Source organism: Streptomyces sp. S.PNR 29 (assembly GCF_030386795.1).
Classification (GTDB): Bacteria; Actinomycetota; Actinomycetes; order Streptomycetales; family Streptomycetaceae; genus Streptomyces.
In genome coordinates this window covers 52,218-77,973 of sequence record NZ_JANUQM010000015.1, presented here as the reverse complement: position 1 = coordinate 77,973, position 25,756 = coordinate 52,218, and the positions used below count along the sequence as shown (strand labels likewise).

Here is a 25,756-nt window from a genome sequence, read left to right as displayed (position 1 = left end):
ACCCCCGTGACTGCAAGCTCCGCCCGGATCACCGCGGTCGACACCTACGACGTCCGTTTCCCCACCTCGCGGGAGCTGGACGGCTCGGACGCGATGAACCCGGACCCCGACTACTCGGCCGCCTACGTGGTGCTGCGCACCGACGCCGGCGCCGGGCTGGAAGGCCACGGCTTCACCTTCACCATCGGACGCGGCAACGACGTCCAGGTGGCCGCCATCGACGCGCTGCGGTCCCATGTCATGGGCCGCAGCGTCGACGAGTTGTGCGCCGACCCCGGAACCCTCGACCGCGATCTGATCGGCGACAGCCAACTGCGCTGGCTCGGCCCGGAGAAGGGCGTGATGCACATGGCGATCGGCGCGGTGGTCAACGCCGTGTGGGACCTGGCCGCCAAACGGGCCGGACAGCCACTGTGGCGCCTGCTCGCCCACGCCGACCCCGAGTGGCTGGTCTCCCAGGTCGACTTCCGTTACATCGCCGACGCCCTCACCCCCGAGGACGCCCTGCGGTTGCTGCGTGAGGGCAGAACCGGGCTCGCCGAGCGCGAGGCCACGCTGCTGCAGCGCGGCTACCCCGGCTACACCACATCACCCGGCTGGCTCGGCTACTCCGACGAGAAGCTCACCCGGCTCGCCCAGCAGGCCGTCGCCGACGGTTTCACCCAGATCAAGCTCAAGGTCGGCGCCGACCTGAACGACGACATCCGGCGGATGCGCACCGCCCGAGCGGCCGTCGGCGACGGCATCCGCATCGCCGTCGACGCCAACCAGCGGTGGGACGTGGACGAGGCGATTCGCTGGACCAACGCCCTCGCCGAGTTCGATCCGTACTGGATCGAGGAGCCCACCAGCCCCGACGACGTCCTCGGCCACGCGACCGTACGCCGGGCGGTGGCGCCGGTGAAGGTCGCCACCGGCGAGCACGTGCAGAACCGCATCGTCTTCAAGCAGCTTCTCCAGGCCGGCGCCATCGACGTCCTCCAGATCGACGCCGCCCGGGTCGGCGGGGTCAACGAGAACCTCGCGATCCTGCTGCTGGCGGCGAAGTTCGAGGTGCCGGTGTGTCCGCACGCCGGCGGCGTGGGCCTGTGCGAGCTGGTGCAGCACCTGTCGATGTTCGAGTACCTGGCCCTGTCCGGCACCACCGAGAACCGCGTCATCGAGTACGTCGACCACCTCCACCAGCACTTCACCGCGCCCGTGGTGATCCGCGACGGCCACTACACCGCGCCGCTCGCCCCCGGCTTCTCCGCCACCATGAAGGAGGAGTCCATCGCAGAATTCCGATACCCGGACGGCACGTTCTGGGTGGCCGACCGCACCGGGCAGGAGAACGCGGTATGAGTGATCTGTCAGGTCTCAGAGCCGTCGTCACCGGAGGCGCGTCCGGTATCGGGCTCGCCACGGCCCGCGCGCTGGCCGCGCAGGGCGCTGCGGTGGTGGTACTCGACCTCGAACCCGCCGGTGTGCCACGACCGTTGCTCGGGCTCAAGGCCGATGTGAGCGACGACACCTCGGTACGCGTCGCCGTGGAGGCCGCGGCCGCGGGGCTGGGCGGCATCGACATCCTCGTCAACAACGCCGGCATCGGCGCCAGCGGCACCGTCGAGGACAACCCCGACGAGCAGTGGCACCGCGTCCTGGACGTCAACGTCCTCGGCATGGTCCGCACCACCCGGGCCGCCCTGCCCCATCTGCGCCGCACTGCCACTGCCCGTCCGGGCACCGCGGCCGTCGTCAACACCTGCTCCATCGCGGCCACCGCCGGGCTCCCGCAGCGCGCCCTGTACTCCGCCAGCAAGGGCGCCGTGCTGTCCCTCACCCTGGCCATGGCCGCCGACCACGTCCGCGAGGGCATCCGCGTCAACTGCGTCAGCCCCGGCACCGCCGATACGCCCTGGGTGGGCCGGCTGCTGGACGCCGCCGACGACCCGGAAGCGGAGCGTGCCCCGCTCAATGCCCGCCAGCCCATGGGCCGTCTGGTCACCGCCGACGAGGTGGCAGCCGCCATCGTCTACCTCGCGAGTCCCGCCGCGGCCGCCGTCACCGGCACCGCACTCGCGGTGGACGGCGGCATGCAGGGGCTGCGGCTGCGCCCGGCGGCCCAGTCATGAGGACCACCACGCTGGGCGGGAGCGCGGTCGGGGTCACGCAGCTCGCGCTCGGTTGCGCGGGCATCGGCAACCTCTATCAGCCGGTCAGCGACGAGGCCGCCTTCGCCACCGTGGACGCGGCCTGGGACGCCGGAATCCGAACCTTCGACACCGCACCCCACTACGGGCTCGGCCTGTCGGAACGGCGGCTGGGCGCGGCACTGCGCGGCCGCCCCCGGGACACATACACCGTCTCCACCAAGGTGGGCCGACTGCTCGTACCGAACAAGACGGCGGGTGCCGGTGACGACCTCGCCGACGGCTTCGCCGTACCCGCCACCCACCGCCGCGTCTGGGACTTCACCGCCGACGGGGTGCTGCGCTCGCTGGAGGCGAGCCTGAACCGCCTCGGCCTGGACCGGGTCGACATCCTCCTGCTGCACGACCCGGACGACCACGCCGAGCAGGCCCTGCGTGAGGCCTACCCGGCACTGGAGCGCCTGCGCGCCCAAGGCGTGGTCGGGGCCATCGGCGTCGGCATGAACCAGTCCGCGCTGCCCGCCCGCTTCCTGCGTGAGACCGACATCGACGTGGTGCTGCTGGCCGGCCGCTACACCCTCTTGGACCAGGACGGCCTCGCCGAACTGCTGCCGGAAGCCGCCGCCCGCGGCCGGAGCGTGGTCATCGGCGGCGTCTTCAACTCCGGGCTGCTCACTGCCCCGCGCCCCGGCGCCACGTACGACTACGCCCCGGCGCCCCGGCCGGTGCTCGACCGCGCGCTGCGTCTGCTGGAGGTGACCGAACGCCACGGCGTGCCGCTGCGCGCCGCAGCCCTGCACTTCCCCTTCGGTCATTCCGCGGTCGCGAGCGTCCTGACCGGCGCCCGCTCCCCCGAAGAGGTACGCGACACCTGCGAGCAGCTGTGCCGCCCGGTCCCGGACGCGCTGTGGGACGAACTGCGTGCCGAGGGGCTGCTGGCCCCGGGCAGCCCCGTCCCCGTAGCCACGCCGTCGAAGGAGCCGTCATGACACGCGGCATCGCCGCCCTCAGCGGCACGGTGGGCGGGGATCGGCTCGTGTTCGCGGGGCGTGGCGGTCAATGCGAGTGGTACTGAGGTCGGGCGGGACCGTCGAGGTCCAGTTCCACGACATTGACGTAGCGCGCCGGCGAGTGGGCAGGCAGGCCTGTGATGACGACCCGGCGTCCCTCGCGGTGCACGGAGAGCTGCTCGCCGGTGGGCAGCAGGCGTGCTGCCAGCACCTCGTTCGCGAGTTGCGTGATGACGAGCTCGCCGGTGGTGCTCCATTGGTCGAGCGTCAGGAAGGCCTGTTTGCCCTTGGTCGTGATGCGACCGGTGGAGTGGACGTCGAAGTAGTTCGGCAAGAGGCGTTCCGTGCCGTATACGGCCTCCCCGTGTGTCCTGAGCCAGCCGCCCATCTCGCGCAGCCGATCGACGGACGGGGCGGGGATGACGCCGTCCGGGTCGGGGCCGACGTTGAGCAGGTAATTGCTGCCGCGAGCGGCGCAGGCGATCAACTGCCGGATCAGTAGGTCGGTGCTCTTCCAGTTCCCGTCTCCGATGGCGTATCCCCAGTTGTCGTTCATGGTGACGCAGGATTCGTACATGCGTGTGTCGTCGGGCACCTCCATGGGTACGGTCTGCTCGGGTGTGGCGTAGTCCTCGGGGAGGCCGGAGCGGTCGTTGATGAGGATGCCGGGCTGCAGTTGGCGGACCTTCGCGTTGAGAGTTTCCGAGTCCCACACCTCGGCCGTGCGCTCTCCCCATCCTCCGCGGAAGTCCGCGTCGTCCGCGCAGTCGTAGAACAGGATGTCGATGGGGCCGTAGTTGCTCATCAGCTCCAGAGTCTGCCGGTGGAACCGGTCGACGCACTCCTGCCAGCCGGACGGGTCGGCCTCCGGGCCGCGGAAATAGGCCGGGATACTCCAGTCCTTGACGCTGAAGTACAGCCCAGCCATGAGGCCTTCGGCTCGGCAGGCGTCGAGGTACTCGGCGACCAGGTCGCGCCGGGCGGCGGTGCGCACCGAGGTGAATTCGGTGTGTTGGCTGTCGAACAGGCAGAAGCCGTCGTGGTGTTTGGCGGTCAGTACCATGTAGCGCATTCCGGCTTCACGGGCGATGCGTGCCCAGGCCCTGGGGTCGTAGTGGCGGGGATTGAACTGGTCGGCGAGTTTCGCGTACTCGGCGGGCGGAATGTCTTCTTGGTATCGGACCCATTCGCCTCTGCCGGGGATGGCGTACAGACCCCAGTGGATGAACATCCCGAACCGGGCGTCGTTGAAGTTCTTGAGGCGTTCTTGGCGCATGGCTGTTTCCCTCGGACAGTGGTGGGCGGTGCGGACGGATGAGCACCGCCGCACAGGAAGACTTCAGAAGGCAGGACGAAGCGGCGCGTTGGGCCACGCCGAACAGTGAAGGCATGGTCTTCAAGGACCGTGCGGGCTGGAACGCGTCTCGTCGAGGAGGCCGGGCCGCTCGGCAGCTCTCGGTCAGCCCGGCGCCGTCACTGTCGGTGCCCGGGTGCAGGCGCCGGTGAGAACGCGGATCGGTTCGGTGCTGGGACGCGTTGTCATGAAGGTCCTCGGTCGGCCGGGACGGTGGGACGGTTCAGCGGACGACGTCGTCGTGGTGGTCGAGCAGTGCCAGCTCAAAGCGGCGGGGCAGGCCCTCCCAGTCGCCGGTGGTGCTGACCGCGAAGGCGCCGAGCAGGGCCGCTGTGCGCAGCCGCCGCTCCGGTGGCTCACCGGCGAGCAGTTCGGCCAGGTAGCCGGCGGCGAACGCGTCTCCGGCTCCGATGGAGTCGTGAACGGTGACGGGAACGGCCGGCTGACGGTACGGCCTGCCGTCGATGAGGGCGAACGCCCCCTCGGCGCCCAGCTTGAGAACGGCGCCACCCGGCCCGAGTTCGCAGATGGCCTTGGCGAGTTCCTCGGGATCCTGGGCGTGCGGGACCATCAGCCGCGCCTCGTGCATGCCCGCGAACACCACGTCGCTCATGCACAGCAGGGGCAGGAGGTTCTGCCGCGCCTCGGCCTCGGTCCACAGCAGGGAGCGGAAGTTGATGTCCAGGGAGACCGGCACCTTCGCGGCGACGGCGATGTCCACCGCGCGGCGGACGGCCAGGGCCGGTCCGGTGCCGAGCGCCGGCGTGATCCCGGTGATGTGCAGCACGGCCGCGCCCGCGACGGCGTCCTCGGGGATGTCGCGCACCGACAGCCGGGAGCCGACGGTGTGGGTGCGGTAGTAGCGCGTGCGGCTGTGCGTGGCCGTGCGCCGCTCCTTCAGCAGCAGCGACGTGGGAGCGGAGTCCCGGGTGGCGAGGGCCGTGACTCCCTCGGCGCGGAACTCACGGAGGGTCAGTTCACCGAGCGCGTCCTCGCTGACCCGGCCGATCCATACGGCGGCGCCGCCGAGCCGGCTGACACCGACCGCCACGTTCGACTCGGCGCCGGCGAGCCCGAGCCGCATCCCGGCGCCCACGGCCAGTGGACCCGGCTCCGGCGCGGCGAGCACCGCCAGGACCTCGCCGACCGTCACCAGGTAGGGCTCCTTCGGGTGGATGTTCACCGGGCCGCCTCCTCGGTGTGCCCGACCGGGCTGGCCGCTTCCAGCAACGCACATGCCCTTTCGGTGAGACGGTCCAGGTGCCGTGAGGTCGGGTTCCGGTCCGCACCGCGCAGCAGCGGGGAGCCGACGCCGACAGCGTGGGCCCCCGCGCCGGTGTACTCGCGCGCCTGGTGGATGTCGACGCCGATCGGCAGGTCGGGCAGCGGGGCCGGCAGTTGCCGCAGATACGCCGGGCCGCCGGTTGCCGCCGGGAAGAGCTTCACGGCGGCCGCGCCCGCTCGCCATGCCGTGGACGCCTCGGTCGGCGTCCAGGCGCCCGAGTGGCACGTGACGCCCGTTTCCGCGACCGTGCGGACGACGTCGGCGTCGACCGGGGTGACCGGGAACTGTGCCCCCGCCGCGAGGGCGTCCCGGGCCTGCGCCCCGGTGACCACGGTGTCCGCGCCCACCGCGACTTCGGGGCCGAGTTCGCCCCGGACTTCGGCCACCGCGTCCAGTGCACCTGAGGTCGTCGGTGTGATCTCCAGGCCGGTTACGCCGCCGGCCGCGAGCGGCCGGGCCGTGGCGGGCAGCCCGGAGGCGTCGGCCGACCGGAGGACGGCCATCACCCGGGTCCGGCTCAGCTCCGGTGTGAGGGCAGGACGTGCGGTCACGACCAGGCCTTCCCGGACGGGACGCCCGCTGCCATGCGACGTCCCGGGAGGACGACGACCGACGCCTTGGCATGGCCGCCGGCGGGCGCGGTGGAAACCTGGCGGGCCGCCTGGTGAGGGACAGCGCGACGCCGGTGTGGGCCCAGGACCCACCAGGGTATGGCGGATACGGATATCGGCCTCCTTCCGGCCACGGCTGCGGACTCTGCTGCGCCGATGATCAGCTGTCGGTTGAGGGAAAGCACGGGTGACTCCTGGTCCGCTGGGGCATCGTCACGAGCTACGCGGGCGAGGTGACGTCTGCTTGCCGGGCCCTCGCTGCCGGAGGGCGCGGCAAGCAGACGTCACCCAAGTGCCCTCGGGCGCCGGGCCGCCCGGTGGCGCGCAGAGTGTCCTTACTTGAGCCCGGAGGTTGCGATACCCGAGACGAAGCCGCGCTGCATGATCAAGAAGAGCGCGAGCACGGGCAGGACGTACATCACGGCACCGGCAGCGACGGCGTTGTTCATCGGTGCGCCCTGATCATTGAGGTAGCCGGTGGCGAGCTTGACCGCCAGGGTGGTGCGGTCGCTGTCAAGCAACAGCGCGGGTCCTATGTAGTCACCCCAGGCCCAGGTGAAGGACAGGATGAGGCTGGTGGCGATGACCGGCCACGACTGGGGCAGGAAGATCCTCCAGAAGATGCGGAGCTGCCCGCAGCCGTCGACGATCGCCGCTTCCTCCAGTTCCTTGGGCATGTTGGAGAAGAACTGCCGGAACAGGAAGATCAGATATGGGGCACCGCACAGGCCCCACAGGACCCACGGCACGTACGTGTTGAGCAGGTCGAGCTTGGCGAACATCAGATAGGTCGGGACGAGGGTGATGACCTGCGGCAGCATCATCGTCGCCAGCAGCACCCCGAAGATCGGCCGCTTCCCTGGTGCGTCGAGCCGGGCGAAACCGAACCCGGCCCAGGCCGAGGCGAGCGTGATCAGCCCCGCGTAGATCACCGAGATCGTCAGCGAGTTGCGGGTGTAGCCGAGGTAGTCGAACGTGGTCAGGGCCTGCTTGAAGTTGCCCAGGGTCGGGTGGTGAGGCCACCAGTGGATGGGGAAGGCGCGCAGCTCCGACGGGTCCTTGAAGGCGGTGATCAGGAGCCACCCGAAGGGGCTGAGGAAGAGCACGAGGAGCGCCACCAGGACCATGTAGACGGCGCCGCGCCGGGTGAACACCATCACGACTCTCCGATCGTCCGGGGCTTGGTCTTCGCCGGTTCCGGCTCCACGGAGTAGAAGACCGCGCCCTTGCTCAGCCTGAAGACGAGGAAGGTGACGACGCTGATGATCGCGAAGAGCACCCACAGCATGGCCGAGGCATAGCCGTAGCGTCCGTTGGCGAAGTACTGGGTGAAGACGCTGATGATGAACAGGTTGTTGCCCTCCGGGACGCGCGCCATCCCCTGCGGGGAGGAGTCCACGGCGATCAGCAGCGGTTGGACACTCTGCAGTGCCGCGATGATCCCGGTGACGACCTGGAAGAAGATCACCGGGGAGAGGAGCGGCAGGGTGATGCGGGTGAAGGACTGCCAGGGGCCGGCGCCGTCGACACGTGCGGCCTCGTGCAGCTCTTTGGGTATGTCCTGGAGGCCGGCCAGCGAAATGATCATGACGTTTCCGACCGCCCACATCGTCAGCATGATCAGCACCCAGCGGGCGTAGGGATCCAGCAGCCATGCCACACCGTCGATGTGGAAGAGGTCCAGGATGCCGTTCGCCGATCCGGAGTCCCGGTCGAAGATCAGCTTGAAGGTGAGGGCCGCGCCGACCGGCGGTACGACGGCGGGCACGTACAACAACGTGCGGAACACTCCGCGGCCGCGGATCGGCTGGTTGACCAGCACCGCCAGCACAAGCCCCGCCACGATCGACAGCGGCACCGTGATTCCCGTGAACAGCGCGGTGCGCCCCAGGGAAGCCATGGTGTCGGGGTCGGTGAAGATCTCCCTGTAGTTGGCCAGTCCGACGAATCGGGAGCGGCTGGAGAGCCCGTCGGAGTTGGTGAGGCTCAGCCACAGCGCGTACCCGAGTGGGTAGGCGGTCAGGGCCAGGAAGCCCAGCACCCACGGGCCCGCGAAGACGTAGAAGGCTGCGGCCCTGCGCTGCCTGAGCGTGAGCCGTTTGCGAGTGGACCAGCCTGTCGTCCCCGATGCCGGGGACGGCACGCGCGGCGGCCGGCTGGTCCGGCCGGTGAGCTGGCCGGTACTCACCCCACGTGCTCCTTGCCCTGAGCGATCTGGGAGTTCATCTGCGAGTTCAGCTGGTCGGCGACCTTGCCGGCGGGTGTGCCGGACTTGATGGCGTTGGACAGCACCTTGCTGAGCACACCCTCGAGAGCCGCCGACTGGACGTACGGGGTGAAGGTCAGCACCGAGAAGTACGGAAGCTCCTGCTGCTGCACCTGGTAGGCCTGCTTCTGGAAGGCTGTGGTCTGCGGCATCTTCGGGCGCAACGACTTCAGGGAGGGGATGCCCACACCGCCGGTGGCCCGGTCCTGGGCGGGCTTGCCGCCGAAGAACCACTCGAAGAACTTCCAGGCCGCCTCCTTGTTCTTGGCTTCCTTGGGAATCCAGTACCCGGTGGCGCCGAAGCACGGGCTGACGCGCTTGCCGCCTCCCATCTGGGGCGCCGGAGCGAAACGCGACACCTCGGTCGTCTTGGCGTCGCCGGTGATGACTCCGCCGAACCAGTAGCCGTCACAGGCCATCGCCATCCGGCCGGCCTGGTACGTCGGCCAGTCCCACCCGTCCGGATTGGGGTTGGCCACGCTGGGACCGATGTTGGCCCGCGCGTACTCCATGTACCAGTTCAGTGCCTTGCGCGCCTCGGGCGACGAGAAGTCGACTGACGCCAGGTCCTCGGCGAACAGACTGCCGCCGGCCGACGCGGTCATGTTCATCAGCAGGGCGAAGTTGCCCAGACCGGTGGCGCTGAGCCCGTACACCTTGACCTTGCCGAACCTGCGCCGCGTCAACCGCTTCGCCATGTCGAGCCACTCGTCGTAGGACAGCGGGTCGGTCTCGCTGGGGTAGTCCAGCTCGGCGGCGTCGAACATGTCGGTGCGGTACCAGAACATGCCGTCCTGGGAGTAGTCCTTCGCCATACCGTAGCGGGGGCCCGCTCCCTGCTTGGTGCCGTCGAAACGCCAGAGGTCGTTGACGGGGTCGAGGTCGGACGGCTTGAGCACCGAGCTCTCGGCGAAGTAGGAGTCCAGTTCGGTCATCAGTCCGCGCGCCGCGAAGTACGGCGTCTCCAACGCACCACTGCCCTGCACCACGTCCGGCGGGTTCTTGCTGGCAAGCATGGCGTTGAGCTTGGTGGTGTCCTGGGTGAGGAGGTTGATCTTCATCCCGAGCGCCTTCTCGGCGGCCTTGACGTCGCTGTCGGACAGTGACGACATGATGGTGAGCGTCGTCTTCTCGTTGCCGGCGGAGCTGCCACCGTCGTCCACCGAGGCGGCACATCCGGGCAGAGCCACGGCGGCCAGCGCGGTACCGGCGGAGACGGCAAGGAAACGGCGTCTGTCGAGCGAACCCGTGGGTGAATTGGGCATAGTTGTGCTCCATTTGTGTGGTGTGCCGTGGATGCGGGATACACGGAAGGCGGGTGCCGCCGCGCCAGAAGGCGCGCAGAGAAGGGGAAGAAGACGCAGTTCCGCGGTCAGCCGTGGCGCATGACCGTCGAGGCGGGCCGGCTCCCGGGCTGTTCGACGAGCCCAGGGGCCAGTCCGGCTTCGGAGGTGGTCGCTGCCGCCCCTCTGACGGTCGTGCGCTCAGATCCGTCAAAGGAAGGCGTGCGGCGACACCACCAGTGGCGACCGCGGGGATCTCCCGCAGCGCTTCACCGCAGCTCAGCCGTCAGCGGATGCCGTCGGCATGCACTGACGAGTGCGGACGGCCTGTGCACCGGTTCTTCGACGGTGTGGCGTCACGCCCCGCAACGCCCCCACCCGTGCCGACCGGATGCGGAAAACTGCGGCGAACCGTAAGTCGGTCCGCCAAGCAGTGTCAAGAGGTCCGGCTGTCCCGCCGAGCAAATGCCCGCGGTACCGCGGTCGGACTACATGACGTAACACTCTTGACACCTCCGGCACCACGGTGCCAGTTTCTTGTAGCGCTACAAGAAACTGCTTGGAACGGCGTCATAGCTCCTCAAGCGAGGCGACCATGAGCCCGTAACGCCGCACCACCCCTGCTGCGAACCCCGGAACCCCCTGTCCCGCCGCTGCCCGCCAACGCCTCAAACGCATCTCTCACGCCATCAGCCCGATACGCAGGAGTACGTCCGTGCCCAACGCCACCGCGGTCATCAACCTCGACATCGAGGGACCCAGGATCAGCCGCCACCTCTACGGCCACTTCGCCGAACACCTCGGCCGCTGCATCTACGGCGGCTTCTGGGTCGGGGAGGACTCACCGATCCCCAACGAGGGAGGCATCCGGCTCGACATCGTCCAAGCCCTGCGTGCCCTGAACATACCCAACCTGCGCTGGCCCGGAGGCTGTTTCGCCGACGAGTACCACTGGAAGGACGGCATCGGCCCCAGGGACCGGCGGCCCAGGATGGTCAACACACACTGGGGCAACGTGGAGGAGAACAACCACTTCGGCACCCATGAGTTCATGGCCCTGTGCGAGCTGCTCGGTGCTGAGCCTTACATCAGCGGCAACGTCGGCTCCGGCACCGTGCAGGAGATGAGCGAGTGGGTCGAGTACCTCACTCGCGACGGCGACAGCCCCATGGTGCGGCTGCGCAAGGCCAACGGGCGCGAGGAGCCGTGGCGCTTGCAGTTCTGGGGCATCGGCAACGAGGCCTGGGGCTGTGGCGGCAACATGCGCGCCGAGTACTTCGCCGACCTGGCCCGGCAGTACGCCACGTACTGCCGTGACCACGGTGACAACAAGCTCTACCGCATCGCCGCGGGAGCCAACGGCGACGACTACAAGTGGACCGAGAGGCTGATGCAGCAGATCAGCTGCTTCGGCTGCGAAGCCACCCCACGCAACTTCTTCCAGGGCGTCTCGGTCCACTATTACACGATGGCCGGTCCCTGGGAGGCGAAGGGCAGCGCCACCGTCTTCGACACCGACGACTACTACCGGACGATGGTCTCGGCCCAGCGGATCGACCGCATCATCGCCGGCCACTCCACCGTCATGGACATCTACGACCCTGGCCGCAAGGTCGGCCTCGTCCTGGACGAGTGGGGCACCTGGTGGGATGTCGAACCGGGCACCCATCCCGGCTTCCTGTTCCAGCAGAACAGCCTGCGCGACGCGCTCGTGGCCAGCACACACTTCGACATCTTCCACAAGCACGCGGGACGCCTTCACATGGCGAACATCGCCCAGACCGTGAATGTCCTCCAGGCGATGGTCCTCACCGACGGCGACGCGCTGGTGCTGACCCCGACGTACCACGTGTTCGAGATGAACAAGGGCCACCAGGACGCCGCCTCGCTCGCCGTGCACCTGAACGCGGACGGCGCCCGTCGGCGCGTGGGAGACACCGACCTGGACACGCTGTCCGTCTCGGCCAGCGTCAAGGACGGCACGGTCCTGGTCTCCCTGTCCAACCTGGACGCCGAAGAACCGGCCGAGGTGACGCTCGACCTGCGCGGCGGCACAGTCGGCGAGCCGGTCGCCCGCCTGCTGGCAGCCGACAAGCTGCAGGCCCACAACACCCCCCAGGACCCGGCGGCGGTCGCCCCGCGCCCGTTCGACGCCGTGACCGTCACCGACCGGGGCCTGGGCCTGACGCTGCCGCCCCACTCCTTCCTCACCCTCCAGGCCGCGCTGGTCCGACGGTGAACATCCACCCACTCCGCCCCCCTGGCAACGCCGAACGACATACTCGGGGGAAACCGTCCCCGGGCTCACAGAAAGGGGGTGCACATGGCAACGCTTCAGGATGTCGCGAAGGCGGCAGGGGTCTCACCGATGACCGTCTCGAACGTCATCAACAACCATCCCCATGTGCGAAGTTCGACGCGGGAGAAGGTCCTCGAGGCCATGGCCCGGCTCGACTACCGTGTCAACGTCGCGGCCCGCAATCTGGCCAAGGGCCGCACCGGCACCATCGGGCTGGCGGTTCCCGATGTGAACAGCCCCTACTACGGGCGGCTGGCATCCGCCATCATCACCGCTGCCGAGCGCCGCAGGCTCCGGGTGAGCATCGAACAGACCGGCACCCGGGAGAACGAACTGGACGCGCTGTCCCTGTCGCGCAACCGGCTCTACGACGGACTCATCCTCACCGCCGCGGGCCTCGGACAGGGCGACGCCGAGCGGCTCAGGGTGGACCACCCGGTCGTCATTCTCGGTGACCGCATCTTCGACGGACCCGTGGACCACGTCGCCATGCCCAACCTCGACGCCTCCCGGGCGGCCACCCGCCACCTGATCGAGCGGGGCTGCCGCCGCATCGCGATCCTGTGCGGGGCGGTGGACGAAGTCGACACCTCCAGCCTCCGGCTCACGGGCTACCAGCAGGCATTGCACGACGCCGGCCTGCCGGCCGACCCCGCCCTCATCCAGCAGGTCAGCAGGCTCGACATGGGCGAGGGTGCGCAGTGTGCCCGGGAGATGGCCAAGAGCGGGCTCGACTTCGACGGCGTGTTCTGCGTGAACGACTCCCTGGCCATGGGCGTGCTGCGGGGCCTGGCCGACGCCCGGATACGAGTGCCCGACCAGGTCAAGGTGATCGGTTTCGACAACGTCAAGGAGAGCACATTCCTCATTCCGTCGCTCTCCACCGTCGATCCGGACCACGACGGCATGGCCGAGCGCGCGGTCGACCTGCTCATCAGGCGCATCGAGCAGACCGAGCCCCCGGCCGGTCACGCGGAGTCCGTCGGCGACTTCTCGCTGGTGATCCGGGAGTCGACAGGCGGCTGAACTCGTCCGACCGGGCGACGGTCACCGCCCCGAGGGCGGGCTCCAGGGAAGGCGTGTGGACCTCGCTGGTTCGGCCACGACGGCCTCGGCGGACACCTGGCCTTCGCCCACCCGGAGTCCGGCGTCGCGTTCGCCTTCGTCACCGACCGGGCCCTCCCCGAGCCCACGCACCGCACTCGACTGTGGCGCCTTCTCCCGGCGGTGGCCGCGGCCCTGTGATCCGTGGTGCGCTGGTCAGGTCAGGCTGTGGCAGCGGGACCGGGCGGCAGGTGAACCGTCATGATCAGGTGGCAGGTCTCCGTGCCCGCGCCGCGGTAGGTGTGAGAGGTGTCGCCGTCGAACGTGGCGGTCTGCCCGGCGTCGAGGGTGTGTTCGGTGCCGTCGACGACCAAGGTCATCCGGCCGGAGGTGACGCTGACGGTTTCCACGACTCCGGCCTGGTGGGGGTGGCTGGGATATTCCTCACCCGGCTCCAGTTGCCAGCGCCAGACTTCGACCGGGGCCGGGCCTGAGGTCGTCAGCATGAGCCGGGCCTCGCTGCCCCGCTCCCCGGTCCACAGGGGTGCCACGGCGTCGGCGGACACGACACGGACACGCCCTTCGGACGGTCCCTGCATCAGGGCGGACACCGAAATACCGAGGGTGTCGGCCAGCCGCACCAAGGTGGCCAGGTTGGGGTTGCCCTGGGCCTTCTCCAGTCCCACGAGCGCGCCCTTGCTGACCTGGGCACGCCGGCTGAGTTCCTCCAGGGACAGGCCCGCGCGGATGCGGGCCGCCCGGACGTTGTGCGCGACCGTCCGCAGGGCTGTGGCTGTCTCGGCCACCTGATCACCATCCTCCACGGCGGGCCATTCCAATGAACCGTCCGGTCATTCGGTTTGACTTCAATCGGTCGTTCTGTTGTACGGTCGGGTCGTTACAGTGAATGGTAAGGGATGTGTCGTGATCGCTCTGCTGCTGGCCCTGGGCAGCTCACTCGCCTACGGATGCGCCGACTTCCTCGGCGGCCTTGGCGCCCGTAAGGCTCATGTGCTGCGGACCGTGATGATCGCGGCCCCGGCCAGTCTCGTGGTCGAGCTGCTGCTGTGGCCGGTGCTCGGTGCCTCGTTCAGCTCTGCGACCCTGGCCTGGGGTGCCGCGTCGGGGGTCGCCTCGGCCGCCGCGTTCGCCCTGTTGTACCGCACCCTGGCGATCGGTCCGATGAACGTGCTGTCGCCCGTGACCGCGCTGGTGTCCGCAGCGCTGCCCATCGGTGTGGGTCTGGTGCAGGGCGAACACCTGGCAGCCACTGGCCTGGTGGGTCTGCCGCTCGCGCTGGTGGCGGTGGTCCTGGTCAGCGCCGGACACGGCGCGGGCTCGGCACGCCCGTCACGTACGGCACTGCTGCTGGCCTTCGGGGCGGGCGCCGCCATCGCCCTTCAGCTGATCTTCCTGCACCAGGCGCCGTCCGACAGCGGAGTGGCCCCGCTGATCATCGGCCGGGCCGTCTCCTCGGCTGTCACCCTGACCGCGGCGGGACTGATGCACCGCAGGCTGGGCCCCGAGCGTCCCGCGTACGCGATGTCGGCGGCCGCGGGCGCGCTGGACTCCGTGGCAAACCTGCTGTTCCTGCTCGCCGCCCGCAGCGGGGACCTCGCCGTCGTCGCCGTGATCACCGCCCTCTACCCGGCCGGGACGGTCCTGCTCGCCCGCGGCGTGCTCGCCGAACGCATCCACCGCGGCCAGCTCGTCGGCCTGGGCACCGCCGCCGCGGCCGTCAGCCTCCTCGCCCTGACCTGAGCCCCCGACCAAGGAGTACGGCATGCTGGTTCAGCCCTGGGACGCCGGCCTGGACGAAGCCGAATGGCAGACCTGGATCGCCGACGGCCACGACTTCGGGCAGCTGAGCGTCAACGGCCTCCCCGGACACCCGCCCATCGTCGTCCCCACCCACTTCACCTACGACGGACAGCACCTCCTGATCCATCTCGCCCGGCCCAACCCGGCCTGGAAGGCGATCGCGCACGACCCGAACGTCATCTTCACCGTCATCGGCGACTACGCCTTCATCCCCGGCCCGTGGCGCGCCAAGACCGGCACCCCGCCCACCGACGGCGTCCCCACCAGCTACTACGCGGCCGTCCAGTTCACCTGCCGCGCCGCCATCGTCGACGACCCAGAGGCCAAGGCCGAGTTGCTACGCCGGCAGCTCGCCCACTTCCAGCCCGAGGGCGACCACGCCCCCGTGGCCGTCGACCAGCCTCCCTACGGCCGCATGCTGCCCGGCATCCGCGGCCTGCGCCTGGAGGTCACCGACGTACGGTCCAAGTTCAAGTACGACGACCACAAGCCCGTCGAGCACCGCGCCGCCGTGGCCGACCACCTCACCGAGCGCAACCAGAGCCTGGACGTGCCCACCGCGCGCCAGCAACGCCGCCGCCTGGACCGCATCGGCCCCTGGCAACCCTGATCTCCCCAGCCCCGCCCCGACGCAGGAAACGGAAACCCCGCCCATGCCCGCCTTCCGCCTCTCCCCCACCGTCGCAGACGCCTTCCCCGACGCCCTCATCGCCCTGGTCACCGCCACCGGCCTGCGCGGCCGCGAACCCTGGCCCCGCACGACCGCCGCCCTGGAGGAGCTGGAGCAACAGCTCGCCGACGGGATCTGGCGCCCCGCCGACGAGACCGACCCCCGCATCGAGGCGTGGCACACCGCCTACCGCTCCTTCGGCACCAACCCCCGCCGCATCCGCCCCAGCGTCGACGCGCTCGGCCGCCGCCTCGCCAAGAAGGGAGCGCTGCCGCGCATCAACCCGGCCGTCGACTCCTACAACGCCGTCTCCGTCCGCCACGGTCTGCCCGCCGGCGCCTTCGACCTCGACCACGTCACCGGTGACGTCGACATCCGCCACGCGGACGGCACCGAGTCCTTCACCCCGCTCGGCGAACCCGACGCCGTCGAGAACCCCAAGGCCGGCGAAATCATCTACGCGGACACCACCGGCGTCCTCACCCGCCACTGGAACCACCGCGACGCCCACCGCACCCGCGTCACCGAGGACTCCACCCACGTCGTCTTCGTCCTCGAGACCCTCCAGGCCGCGCGGGACGGCGACCTGCTCGAAGTCGCGGCCCACGAACTGCAGGGTCTGCTCGCCCCCCACGCCGAACAGACCGCCGTGCACTTCGTCAGCCCCGCACAACCCCAGGTCACCACCTGAGACCCGAGAGGCCTCACCTACCAGCAACACAATCGACCGCAGGGATTCGAGGGAATGCCATGCCGAATGCGAGCACTCGGCCCTCCGGGCCCGACAAGTATGATCCGGCCACGCTCGCGTTCCAAACCCAGGCGGTGCACTGCGGGAACCAGGCTGACGTCGGCACGGGCGCGATCCGTACACCGATCGTCACGGCGAACTCCTGCACCCTGCCCGAGGATCCGTTCGGCTCGACGCGGCCAAGAGGACGCGGTCGTACTGGCCGGCGGCGTGACGGCTTTGCACGCCGTGTTCTTCACACACCTCCGCGCAGGGGACCACGTCGTCGTCACTGCCGTCACCGGTCGCTTGCGGTACGGGGGCGCAGGACGGTGAAGGAACGGGGCGGGACGTTGCGGAGGGCCGGGGCCGTGGTCGCATCGGGTGCGTAGGTACTCCTGCGTGGGCGTGGCGTGAGTGATCGGTGGCTCGGGGGCGACCCCCGCGGGGGAGCGCGGGGGCCGCCCAGGGGCTACTTGGTGTACATCAGCGTGCCGAAGCCGAGTTGGTCGTAGCCGCCACTGGTGGAGCCGTAGTCACCTCCTCCGCCCTCGGTCCCGACGAGGTTGTAGTGTGGAAGTGGATCATGGCCCATACGGGGCGAACCTGGCCGCGGGAGTTGGAGCTGATCACCGTCTGCGAGTACTGGGTGCAGGTCGTGCCGCTGCCCCAGGTGTAGGTGGTGTACGGCACGTCGAGGCCGATGTTGTACCTGGCGACGTACTGGGCCGCCTTGAAGAACCTCCTGCTGTCGTAGCTGTACAGGTCGACGCCCTGGTTCCAGGCCATCTCGCAGAGGGCGCCCATCTGGCCCATGCCCATCATGCAGTGGCCCTGGTCGCGGCCGGACTCCTGCCACTGGCCGAGGTCGAAGCCGTCGACGTCGGTGTGCAGGAACGGCACCGCGTGCTGGATGGAACCGTTGCCCGCGCCAGTCTGGAAGTAGTTGACGGCCTGGTCGAACTTGGCGCCGTCGTCGCACAGGATCCCGATGGCCATGATCGAGGCCATGGTGCACAGGTCCCAGTTCGCCCAGTAGTTGGTGATGCAGGCGCCGTTGTGGCGGACCAGGAAGTCGTTGCATCGGGTAGAACACGTTCAGCAGCATCTGCTTGAACTTGTTCAGGTCGAATCCCGGATAGCCGCGCAACAGCTCCCCCGCATTGGCGAACTGCCAGCCGTAGATCCCCGATGCGAGCCACCGGTCAGCGGTGCCCTGGATGGATGTGAGGGTGTTCGCCCAGGCGTTGCAGATGCGGGCCGCACAATCGGCGTTGGCCGTGGTACCGCCGACCTTCCAGCGCAGGGCGTGTGGAGGATTACATGGGGGTGATGCTCACCTCGTCGAACTCGGTGGTGCTGCGGGCCAGGGGGTTGCGGGAGCAGACCACGAGGCCCACGTACTAGGTCGTGTCCGCAAAGTCCCTCCGTCCGCCCGGAGGGCGGGCCCTGCGGCGTCTGGTGCGTGCTCTCGGCGTGCCGGGTGCAGCCCCTCGTACTGGACGTACTTGGGTCTGCGCCCGGTGCGGCGAGAGTGCGTGCCAGGCGTCGCGGGGCAGGAGGGACTTTGCGGACACGGCCTAGGGGCGTCACCGAAGCCGGGGATGTCTCCCACAGCGAGGGGGGCCGGCTGACGCCCTCGTCGGTCGAGGCGGAAGCGGCGAAGTGTGTCCCGGTGCGCTTCAGCCGCAGCAGGCAGGGGGCGTTGACTGCCGCGTTGCCCGTGAAGGTGGACCGTCGGCACCCGAGATGGCCGTAAGGGAGGCCGACCAGGCGTTGAGGATGTCGCGGGCCTTGTCGGCGTAGACCCGGTTGCCGGTGATGCACCACATGAGGGCCAGCTGGTAGGCGGCGGCCGAGTCGGCGACGGCCTGGTTCTGGAAGTTGGTGGGGCCGCGGACCCAAGTGGTGATCTGGCCGGCAGCCCGGGGTGGGTGAAAGCCCGGAGCCTGGTGGTGTCGTCCTGGGCCCAGGCAGCCGAGGGGGAGGCGGACAGCAGGCCGCCTCCGGCAGCGACTACGAGCCCCGCATGCGCCGAGGAACGAACGTCTGCTGAGGGGAAGCACGGGGGGTCACTGGGTGGCTTCTGGATCAGTGGTGCCGCATCACGGGTACTGAACGGTGAGCGTGACGGTCTGGGTCGCGGTGCCGACGCTGTTGGCGGCCGACACGGTGACGTCGAAGGAGCCGACGTTGTCCCTCATGACACCGGAGATCAGACCGGTGCCCGTGTCGATGTCCAGCCCCTTCGGCAGCCCGTCCGCGCTGAACGACGTCGGCAGCTCGCTGGCCGTGATCAGGTAGTTGAAGACCTGGTTCTTGGTGCCCGCGGCCTGGTCGGGGCTGGTGATCTGGGGCGCGTTCGTGGACGTGGCGTCGGTGGAGTTCAGGAACCGCGCGTTCAGCACGTGCTCGTTGGCGTACGCGGGCATCATGTCCCAGAACGTGTACCAGCCGGGCTTCTTCATCCCGTTGCCGATGAACTTGCCGTTGATGACCAGGTTCTGGAAGGTGACGTTCTTGATGGCGTGGTCCGCGTCGTAGCCGACCATGATCGCCGGGTTGGCGTGCGTGCCGTTGTACGACAGGTTCTTGATGTACACGCCGTCGATGCCCCGGCCGATGGAGGTGTTGTACGACTTGTTGAACATGACCCGCATGTTGATCAGCTGGCCCCAGCGGAAGTCCTCCACCCGGATGTCCTGGGCGCGGACGTTGCGCACCAGGTTGCTGTCGCCGGGGTTGAGCGCGATGCAGCCCTGGTAGTTCATCTGCGGTTCGCGGTGGTCGAGGATGTCGATGTTGCTGAAGACGAGGTTCTCGATGGTCTCCGGGTTGTCGGTGTTGCCGTGCGTGCCGACGTTGACCGGGTGCGCGACGTCCGCCCAGAGGGTGGAGTCGCGGACGGTGATGTTGCGGCAGTCGCCGTAGTAGTCCCAGCGGTGGGCGTAGATCGCGATGCAGTCGTCGGCGTTGCGCATCCAGACGTTGTCGATCAGGATGTCCTCGCTGCAGAAGATGTCGATGCCGTCGCCCCACTGGCCGTGGCTGTAGGCGTGGAAGTTGTGGATGGTGACCTGCTGGGACCGGCCCACGTTGATCGCGTAGCCGCTGCTGGGGTTGAGTACCGTCACGCCGTCGATCTCTATGTTCTTCGAGTATTCGACCAGCACGCCGCTCGGGGAGTTGTACAGCACACCGCGACCCCGCAGCCGGGCGTTCTCCACGTTCTGGAACGCCACCCGCGACGTCAGCACCGCGCCGCCGGCCAGGTAGACCGTCTTGCCGCTGGGCACGGTCAGTACGTTGTTCGCGGTCCTGTGCAGGCCGGGGCCGAAGTAGATGATGTCCTCGTCCCCAGGGTCGGGGACGTACGTCTCGATCGGGTTGGCGTGCAGCTGCAGGTTGTTGAAGATGTCCCCGTCGACCTCGATGGAGAGGTTGCGCGGCTCGGTGAGGGTGAAGCTGATCGTGGCGCCGTCCACTGTGAACTGGGTGCCGTACGACAGGGGGCGGATCCGCGCGGTGCCGATCGTGCCCTTGGCGGACGTGGCGGCGACCTCCACGGTGCCCTGGAAGTCGAACATGGCCACGGAGGAGTTGAACACCGGACCACTGCCCGTGTTCGGATCGATCTGCTTCGCTCTGGCGCGGTAGACGGGCACCGTCTGCCAGTCGCCGCCCGGCGTACGGGCCTTGACGGAGTAACTCGCATTGGTGGGGACGCCGCTGGGGATGGGGTACACCACCAGCTTGTTGTCCGACGCGGGGGTGTCGTCCGCGAGCGCGGTGCCGGCCGCGGTGCCGATCAGGGAGTAGGCGGCCGCGGCGGCACCCGCAGCCTGGAGAACGGTGCGCCGGGTCAGGCCGGTGCCCTGGGTGTCGTTCATGGAGCAGTTCCTTAGCTATAAGGGGGAGATGAGAGACACGCGTGGAAAGCGGGGTGGTCACTTGAGACCGGAGGTGGCCATCCCGGCGACGGGACCGCGCTGGGCGACGAGAAACATCGGCAGGCTCGGGACGACGTACATCACGGCGCCCGCCGCGATCCAGTCATTGACTCGGAGACCCGCCGGCCGCCTCCTCGTTGCGGGCCTTCTTCGGCATCCAGAAGCCGGTCCCCCTTCTCGTCGGTGTTGATCACGCCACGTACTCCTGCTCAGGCGTGGCGTGGACGATGGGTTGATCGGGGGCGCCAGGGCTCGGCACGCGCGGCCACCTTGACCTTGGCGCGGTTGATGCCACCGGGGTGGTGTAGCTCAAGTGGGCCCCGAGCGGCTCAGACCAACGGTGATGTCGACTTGATCGAATAGTGTGCTGAGGTGCAGGGGGCGCTTGGTTGGGAGGTCGCGAGCAGGGGGGTGCGGCATTCCCTGACCATGACTGTCTCGTCTTCGAGGCGCTGGAATCGGCCAGTAACCGGTTTCTTGTAGCGCTACAGAACGCTGACATCATCGCGCCGGATCAGTCAAGAGGCCTGCGCCCAGGTGTGCTGTCTCGACCCGTTGGCAACGGGAACTTGCCAGGGTGAGGGCCTTCTGGATTCGGCGTGGATTGCGACCCTCATCCACCACACGGACGGCACCGGGCATCTCGGCGGAGCGGGTACTGACCGGTGTCTTGAACGGCTCCAGGGCGCCGTTGGGCCGGCAGAGCACACCCGACCGGCTGTCGTTTCGGTTCCTCCGCCAAACTCCTTGACAGTGATCGGATGAATTCCTAGCGTTCCGCTGCAGTCGACGATCGATCCGGTCGCTCATTCGCCCATACATCCGATGGCTGACCTTGCGTTCCCAAGGAGCCCCATGACGTCCCCGAGAATCCCCCGGCGGCCTGTGGTCACCGCGGCGGCCGCCCTGCTCTCGAGTGCCGCCCTGCCGCGCACAGCGGCCGCGGCCGGGACCGCCGCCGCACCCGGTGTCAGCATCCACGTCTCCCCCCGTGGCAGCGACCGGGCCCCCGGCACCTCCGCGCGGCCGCTGCTCACCTTGCAGGCCGCCCAGGAGAGGGCACGGGTCGCCGCCCGCACCGAGGCGGGACCGGTGAAGGTCGTGGTGCACAGCGGCACCTACCACCTGAAGAAGACCCTCACGTTCGGTGTCGAGGACTCCGGCACGGCCGGGGCTCCGGTCTCCTACGAGGCCGCGCCGGGCGAGACGGTGGTACTCAGCGGCGGCCGGCTGCTCAGGCCGACATGGCAGGAGTACCGGGGCGGCATCATGGTGGCCGACATCGGCACCGGCCTCGACTTCGACGGGCTGTTCCTGAACGGTGAGCGCCAGACACTCGCCCGCTATCCCAGCTACGACCCCAAGGCCCAGGTCCTCGGCGGCACCGCCGCCGACGCCATATCCCCCGCGCGCGTGGCCACCTGGCGAAACCCGGCCACCGGCCTGGTCCGTGCCCTCCACCAGGGAGAGTGGGGTGGGAACAGCTACAAGATCACCGGAGTGAACGAGGACGGCACCCCGCAGCTGGAATGGGTCGGCGACAACAACCGCGGTAGCGGAATGCACCGCACCCACCGCATGGTGGAGAACGTTTTCGAGGAGCTCGACACCCCTGGAGAGTGGTTCTACGACAAGGATGCCGGACAGCTCTACTTCTACCCGCCCGAGGGCACCGACCTGGCCTCGGCCCGGATCGAGACCGCCGAACTGAACGAGCTGATCCACGTCGAGGGCGAAGGCCCCGGCAAGCCGGTCGCGCACCTGGCCTTCTCCGGGTTCACCTTCACCCAGACCCATCGCACCCTCTTCAACACGCCTTACGAGAAGCTCCAGTTGGGTGACTGGGCGATCGCCCGCACCGGCGCCGTCTACCTGCGGAACACCGAGTACATCACCGTGGAGGGCTCTCTCTTCGACCAGCTCGGCGGCAACGCGGTCTTCATGGACGGGTACAACCGCCGCAACACCGTCGCCCGGAACGAGTTCAGCCACTCCGGCGCCTCCGACGTCGCGATCGTCGGCCGCCCCGACGCGGTGCGCGAGCCGTCCACCTGGGACGCCTTCCGCAAGACCATCGACGACACCACACCTGGTCCGCAGTCCGAGAACTACCCGCGCGAGATCACCGTCAGCGACAACCACATGCACGACAACGGGCAGTTCGAGAAGCAGACCTCGAATGTGCATATCTCGATGAGCAGCCGCATCACCGTCAAGGGCAACACCATGCACGACGGCCCCCGTGCCTGCGTCAACATCAACGACGGCACCTGGGGCGGTCACCTGATCGAGGACAACTCCATCTTCAACGCCGTCAAGGAGACCTCGGACCACGGCCCGTTCAACTCCTGGGGCCGCGACCGCTTCTGGCCGCTGGACGCCGACGACGCGACGAAGAAGAGGTACGCCAAGCTGGACGTGATCGAGACCATCGTCATCCGGCACAACCGGATCCGGCACCACTCCGCGTGGGACATCGACCTCGACGACGGCTCATCCAACTACCTCATCGAGGACAACCTGCTGCTCAACGGCGGTGTCAAACTACGCGAAGGCTTCTACCGCACCGTCCGCAACAACATCTTCGTCAACGGGGGCGCCCACTTCCACGTCTGGTACGCGGAGAGCAGCGACGTGATCGAGACGAACGTCTTCGTCACCGGCGAGCCGTACAGCCTGATCGGCGTCGACATGGCCAAGTCCAGGCCGGTCATCGACAAGAACCTCTTCTGGGCGGACGGCAAACCCGTCCGTGACATCAGCGACTCCTGGCGTGCCCAGGGGCTCGACGTCAACTCGGTCGTCGCCGACCCGGAGTTCAGCGGCTCCAACCCCTTCACCGACCCGAAGAACCTGGACTACACCGTCACGGACGACTCCCCCGCGCTCGCCCTGGGATTCCGCAACGTCCCCATGGACAACTTCGGCACACCGGGCACACCCACGCCGCCGCCGCTCACGTGGCAGGCCGCCGCCCCGATCGACCCGTACGAAGCACTCGCCGAGCCACTGTGGGGCGCGCCCGTGACCATGGTCTACTCGGAAGAGGTCAAGTCCTCGACGGGACTGACCGACTACGACGGCCTGGTGCTGCGCACCGTCCCCGGAGACTCGTACGCCTACCAACAGGGACTGCGCACCAACGACGTCATCCAGGAGATCAACGGCACGAAGGTCACCGACCGGAACAGCTTCTGGCGCCCGTACACCAAGCTCCCCGCCGGTTCGGAGATCAAGCTGACACTCTGGCGCAACCAGGCTGCCGCCACCCTCACCGTGCACAAGCCGACCGGGGTCGAGACCGTCAACAACACGGCAGGCACAGCGTTCACCGGCACCTGGGGTCTCTCCGCGGGCCGCGGCCTCGGTGACCTGGCCGACGACGTCCACTACACCACCGGCAATGGCGCTTCCGCGTCCCTGACCTTCCACGGCACGGGCATCGAGGTCCTCGGCGAGAAGTACTCCGACCAGGGCAACGTGGAGATCTTCGTGGACGCCACCTCCCAGGGCGTCGTCGACACCACCTCCCCCACGCGCCAGGTGCAGCAGGTGATCTTCTCCGTCGAGGGGCTGACGGCCGGTGAGCACACCGTGCAATTGGTCAAGCTCAGCGGCAAATACGCGACGCTGGACGGCTTCCGCATACGCGGTTAGACCGAGCGGCGTCTGCACCCGGCACACGACGGGACGGGTTCGTACTCCGCGGCTCGAAAGCCGGGGCGCCGGCTGGGGCATGCGGTTCCTCCGATACTGCGACATCAGGACCGTCAGCCGGACGGGCGAGGCCAAGAGGTACAGGAAGTGCACGACTAGACCTCCTACCTATCTGGGAAGACTGTCGCAATCTGGCGCTTTACCTCTCGAACATCTACGGTTCTCTCGCGAAATCAATCCGATGTATCCGGAGCTTGCAGCGTGAACGACTTCCCTCAGAGCGGTCGGCCGGTCCCCACGTGGTTCACCGACGCCAAGTTCGGCATCTTTCTCCACTGGGGCGCGTACTCGGTGCCGGCGTGGGCCGAGCCCACCGGCGAGCTCGGCGTCGTCGACCCCGACGTGTGGTTCAAGCACAACCCGTACGCAGAGTGGTACTGGAACACCATCCAGATCGAGGGCAGCCCCGCCCAGGAACACCATCGCACCGTTCACGGCGGACGCCCCTATGACGAGTTCCTCGACGCGTGGAAGGCCGAGCTCTTCGACCCCGCGGACTGGGTGGACCTGTTCGCCCGGGCGGGTGCGCGCTACGTCGTTCCCACGACCAAGCACCACGACGGAATAGCCCTGTGGGAGGCGCCGGGCACCGGCACCCGCAACACCGTCCACTGTGGTCCGCGCCGCGACCTGATCGCCGACCTCGCCGCCGCCGTCCGGGCCCGCGACCTGCGGTTCGGCGTGTACTACTCCGGCGGCATCGACTGGTATGCCGGCCGACGGGATCCCATTCTCCACGAGGACCGGATGGACGAGGGACGGCCTCACGAGGCCGCTTACGCCGCCTACGCGTACCGGCAGGTCCTCGACCTGATCGACCGCCATCGCCCGGACGTGCTGTGGAACGACATCGGCTGGCCCCGAGCGGGCCGCCCCGACCTCCCGGAGCTCTTCTCCCACTACTACGCCACCGTGCCGGAAGGCGTGGTGAACGACCGCTGGGACAGCGCTCACGCCGACTACCTGACCACCGAGTACGAGGCGGGCCGGGCCAACGAGCGGGCCGCCTGCTGGGAGAACTGCCGGGGCATCGGTTTCTCCTTCGGCTACAACCAAACGGAAGGACCCGAGCACCTGCTGGATCCGGCGGGCGCAGTCCGGCTGCTGGTCGACGTCGTCTCTCGCGGCGGGAACCTGCTGCTCAACGTCGGCCCGAAGGCCGACGGCACACTCCCGCCGGAGCAACGCGCCGTTCTGGAGGGCATGGCGTCCTGGATGGCATGCCATACCGGCGCCGTGCACGCGACGCGGCCGTTGCATCCGGGTGACGTCGAGCCGCAGGACGGCGCTCCGTGGGTCCGTTGGACCCGCGACGAACACCACGCCTACGCCTTCGTGGCCGACATCCCTGACGTGGCAGGCGGACGTGTCGTCCTGAAGACGCGGCAGGGACTGCTGGATCCGGCTACGGCGGAACGCCTGGACGGTCATCCCGTCGAGGCGGAAGCCGCCCCGGTCGGCGTCCACGTCACGACTGGCGGCCTTGGTACGGCGCTACCCGTCGCCATCCGCTTCGCCCTCCGGTGACCGCCCACCGAGCCGCTCGAGGAGCGGGAGGGATCCTCGCAGGGCGAAGCTGATCCT

At 68.7% G+C, this 25,756-nt stretch carries 18 protein-coding genes and 3 pseudogenes; 10 read left to right on the top strand and 11 right to left on the bottom strand.

Translation table 11 applies throughout. The features are described from left to right. Positions 1-6: 6 nt before the first annotated feature. Genes NW895_RS33315 through NW895_RS33305 form a run of 3 tightly spaced genes read left to right on the top strand, consistent with a single transcriptional unit; the run spans position 7 to position 3,121 of the window. A complete protein-coding gene (locus NW895_RS33315) occupies positions 7-1,344 on the top strand; it encodes an L-fuconate dehydratase (protein ID WP_289940452.1) in 1,338 nt (445 codons plus the stop codon). Then, positions 1,341-2,114, top strand: a complete 774-nt coding sequence (locus NW895_RS33310; RefSeq protein WP_289940450.1) for an SDR family oxidoreductase — start codon at positions 1,341-1,343, stop codon at positions 2,112-2,114. Before NW895_RS33315 ends, NW895_RS33310 begins: the two co-directional genes overlap by 4 nt. Further along, the gene (locus tag NW895_RS33305) at positions 2,111-3,121 is read left to right on the top strand and encodes an aldo/keto reductase (protein WP_289940449.1); all 1,011 of its coding nucleotides are present in this window, start codon (positions 2,111-2,113) and stop codon (positions 3,119-3,121) included. Before NW895_RS33310 ends, NW895_RS33305 begins: the two co-directional genes overlap by 4 nt. Before the next feature lie 67 nt (positions 3,122-3,188). Here NW895_RS33305 and NW895_RS33300 read toward each other — a convergent pair whose 3' ends face one another. From NW895_RS33300 to NW895_RS33275, 6 genes are all read right to left on the bottom strand, one after another. Further along, on the bottom strand, positions 3,189-4,472 hold the full coding sequence (locus NW895_RS33300) for an alpha-L-fucosidase (protein WP_289940447.1): 1,284 nt from the start codon (positions 4,470-4,472) through the stop codon (positions 3,189-3,191). 247 nt (positions 4,473-4,719) lie between these two features. Continuing rightward, positions 4,720-5,679, bottom strand: a complete 960-nt coding sequence (locus NW895_RS33295; RefSeq protein WP_289940445.1) for a sugar kinase — start codon at positions 5,677-5,679, stop codon at positions 4,720-4,722. Beyond that, positions 5,676-6,332, bottom strand: a complete 657-nt coding sequence (locus NW895_RS33290; RefSeq protein WP_289940443.1) for a bifunctional 4-hydroxy-2-oxoglutarate aldolase/2-dehydro-3-deoxy-phosphogluconate aldolase — start codon at positions 6,330-6,332, stop codon at positions 5,676-5,678. The genes NW895_RS33295 and NW895_RS33290 overlap by 4 nt, the downstream gene beginning before the upstream one ends. 395 nt (positions 6,333-6,727) lie before the next feature. After that, positions 6,728-7,549: a carbohydrate ABC transporter permease gene (locus NW895_RS33285; RefSeq protein ID WP_289940442.1), complete on the bottom strand. Its 822-nt coding sequence runs from the start codon at positions 7,547-7,549 to the stop codon at positions 6,728-6,730. Beyond that, positions 7,549-8,580 carry a sugar ABC transporter permease gene (locus NW895_RS33280; protein ID WP_289940440.1) on the bottom strand — a complete coding sequence of 344 codons (1,032 nt, stop codon included), beginning with the start codon at positions 8,578-8,580 and terminating at the stop codon, positions 7,549-7,551. The genes NW895_RS33285 and NW895_RS33280 overlap by 1 nt, the downstream gene beginning before the upstream one ends. After that, positions 8,577-9,923, bottom strand: coding sequence for an extracellular solute-binding protein (locus NW895_RS33275; protein ID WP_289940439.1), 1,347 nt, complete (start codon positions 9,921-9,923; stop codon positions 8,577-8,579). Before NW895_RS33275 ends, NW895_RS33280 begins: the two co-directional genes overlap by 4 nt. Before the next feature lie 733 nt (positions 9,924-10,656). Here NW895_RS33275 and NW895_RS33270 point away from each other — a divergent pair. Next, a complete protein-coding gene (locus NW895_RS33270) occupies positions 10,657-12,180 on the top strand; it encodes an alpha-L-arabinofuranosidase C-terminal domain-containing protein (RefSeq protein WP_289940438.1) in 1,524 nt (507 codons plus the stop codon). Between the two features lie 84 nt (positions 12,181-12,264). Next, positions 12,265-13,266 carry a LacI family DNA-binding transcriptional regulator gene (locus tag NW895_RS33265; protein ID WP_289940437.1) on the top strand — a complete coding sequence of 334 codons (1,002 nt, stop codon included), beginning with the start codon at positions 12,265-12,267 and terminating at the stop codon, positions 13,264-13,266. Positions 13,267-13,505: 239 nt separating this feature from the next. Here NW895_RS33265 and NW895_RS33255 read toward each other — a convergent pair whose 3' ends face one another. After that, on the bottom strand, positions 13,506-14,090 hold the full coding sequence (locus NW895_RS33255) for an XRE family transcriptional regulator (protein ID WP_289940430.1): 585 nt from the start codon (positions 14,088-14,090) through the stop codon (positions 13,506-13,508). 118 nt (positions 14,091-14,208) lie between these two features. On the opposite strand from NW895_RS33255, the gene NW895_RS33250 reads away from it, so the two are divergent. From NW895_RS33250 to NW895_RS33240, 3 genes are read left to right on the top strand one after another with little or no spacing between them, the layout of a single operon-like run. Beyond that, the gene (locus tag NW895_RS33250) at positions 14,209-15,045 is read left to right on the top strand and encodes an EamA family transporter (protein ID WP_289940429.1); all 837 of its coding nucleotides are present in this window, start codon (positions 14,209-14,211) and stop codon (positions 15,043-15,045) included. A gap of 22 nt (positions 15,046-15,067) precedes the next feature. Then, on the top strand, positions 15,068-15,715 hold the full coding sequence (locus NW895_RS33245; RefSeq protein ID WP_289940428.1) for an FMN-binding negative transcriptional regulator: 648 nt from the start codon (positions 15,068-15,070) through the stop codon (positions 15,713-15,715). 43 nt (positions 15,716-15,758) lie between these two features. Continuing rightward, positions 15,759-16,466 (top strand): phenylalanine--tRNA ligase beta subunit-related protein, encoded by a 708-nt coding sequence (locus NW895_RS33240; RefSeq protein ID WP_289940427.1) that lies wholly within the window; start codon positions 15,759-15,761, stop codon positions 16,464-16,466. 511 nt (positions 16,467-16,977) lie between these two features. Here the strand turns inward: NW895_RS33240 and NW895_RS33235 are convergent. The 4 genes and pseudogenes from NW895_RS33235 to NW895_RS33220 all read right to left on the bottom strand — a co-directional run. Next, positions 16,978-17,817 (bottom strand): annotated as a pseudogene (locus tag NW895_RS33235) (alginate lyase family protein); the annotation flags it as partial. Between the two features lie 418 nt (positions 17,818-18,235). Then, a pseudogene (locus NW895_RS33230) lies at positions 18,236-18,571 on the bottom strand (alginate lyase family protein); the annotation flags it as partial. Between the two features lie 39 nt (positions 18,572-18,610). Further along, positions 18,611-20,395, bottom strand: coding sequence for a glycosyl hydrolase family 28 protein (locus tag NW895_RS33225; protein WP_289940426.1), 1,785 nt, complete (start codon positions 20,393-20,395; stop codon positions 18,611-18,613). A gap of 57 nt (positions 20,396-20,452) precedes the next feature. Beyond that, positions 20,453-20,551 (bottom strand): annotated as a pseudogene (locus NW895_RS33220) (carbohydrate ABC transporter permease); the annotation flags it as partial. A 759-nt stretch (positions 20,552-21,310) separates the two neighbouring features. Between NW895_RS33220 and NW895_RS33215 the strand changes: the two are divergent. Together NW895_RS33215 and NW895_RS33210 are read left to right on the top strand one after the other, a co-directional pair. Continuing rightward, positions 21,311-24,112, top strand: a complete 2,802-nt coding sequence (locus NW895_RS33215; RefSeq protein ID WP_289940425.1) for a PDZ domain-containing protein — start codon at positions 21,311-21,313, stop codon at positions 24,110-24,112. 261 nt (positions 24,113-24,373) lie between these two features. Continuing rightward, positions 24,374-25,699, top strand: coding sequence for an alpha-L-fucosidase (locus NW895_RS33210; RefSeq protein WP_289940424.1), 1,326 nt, complete (start codon positions 24,374-24,376; stop codon positions 25,697-25,699). Positions 25,700-25,756 lie beyond the last annotated feature (57 nt).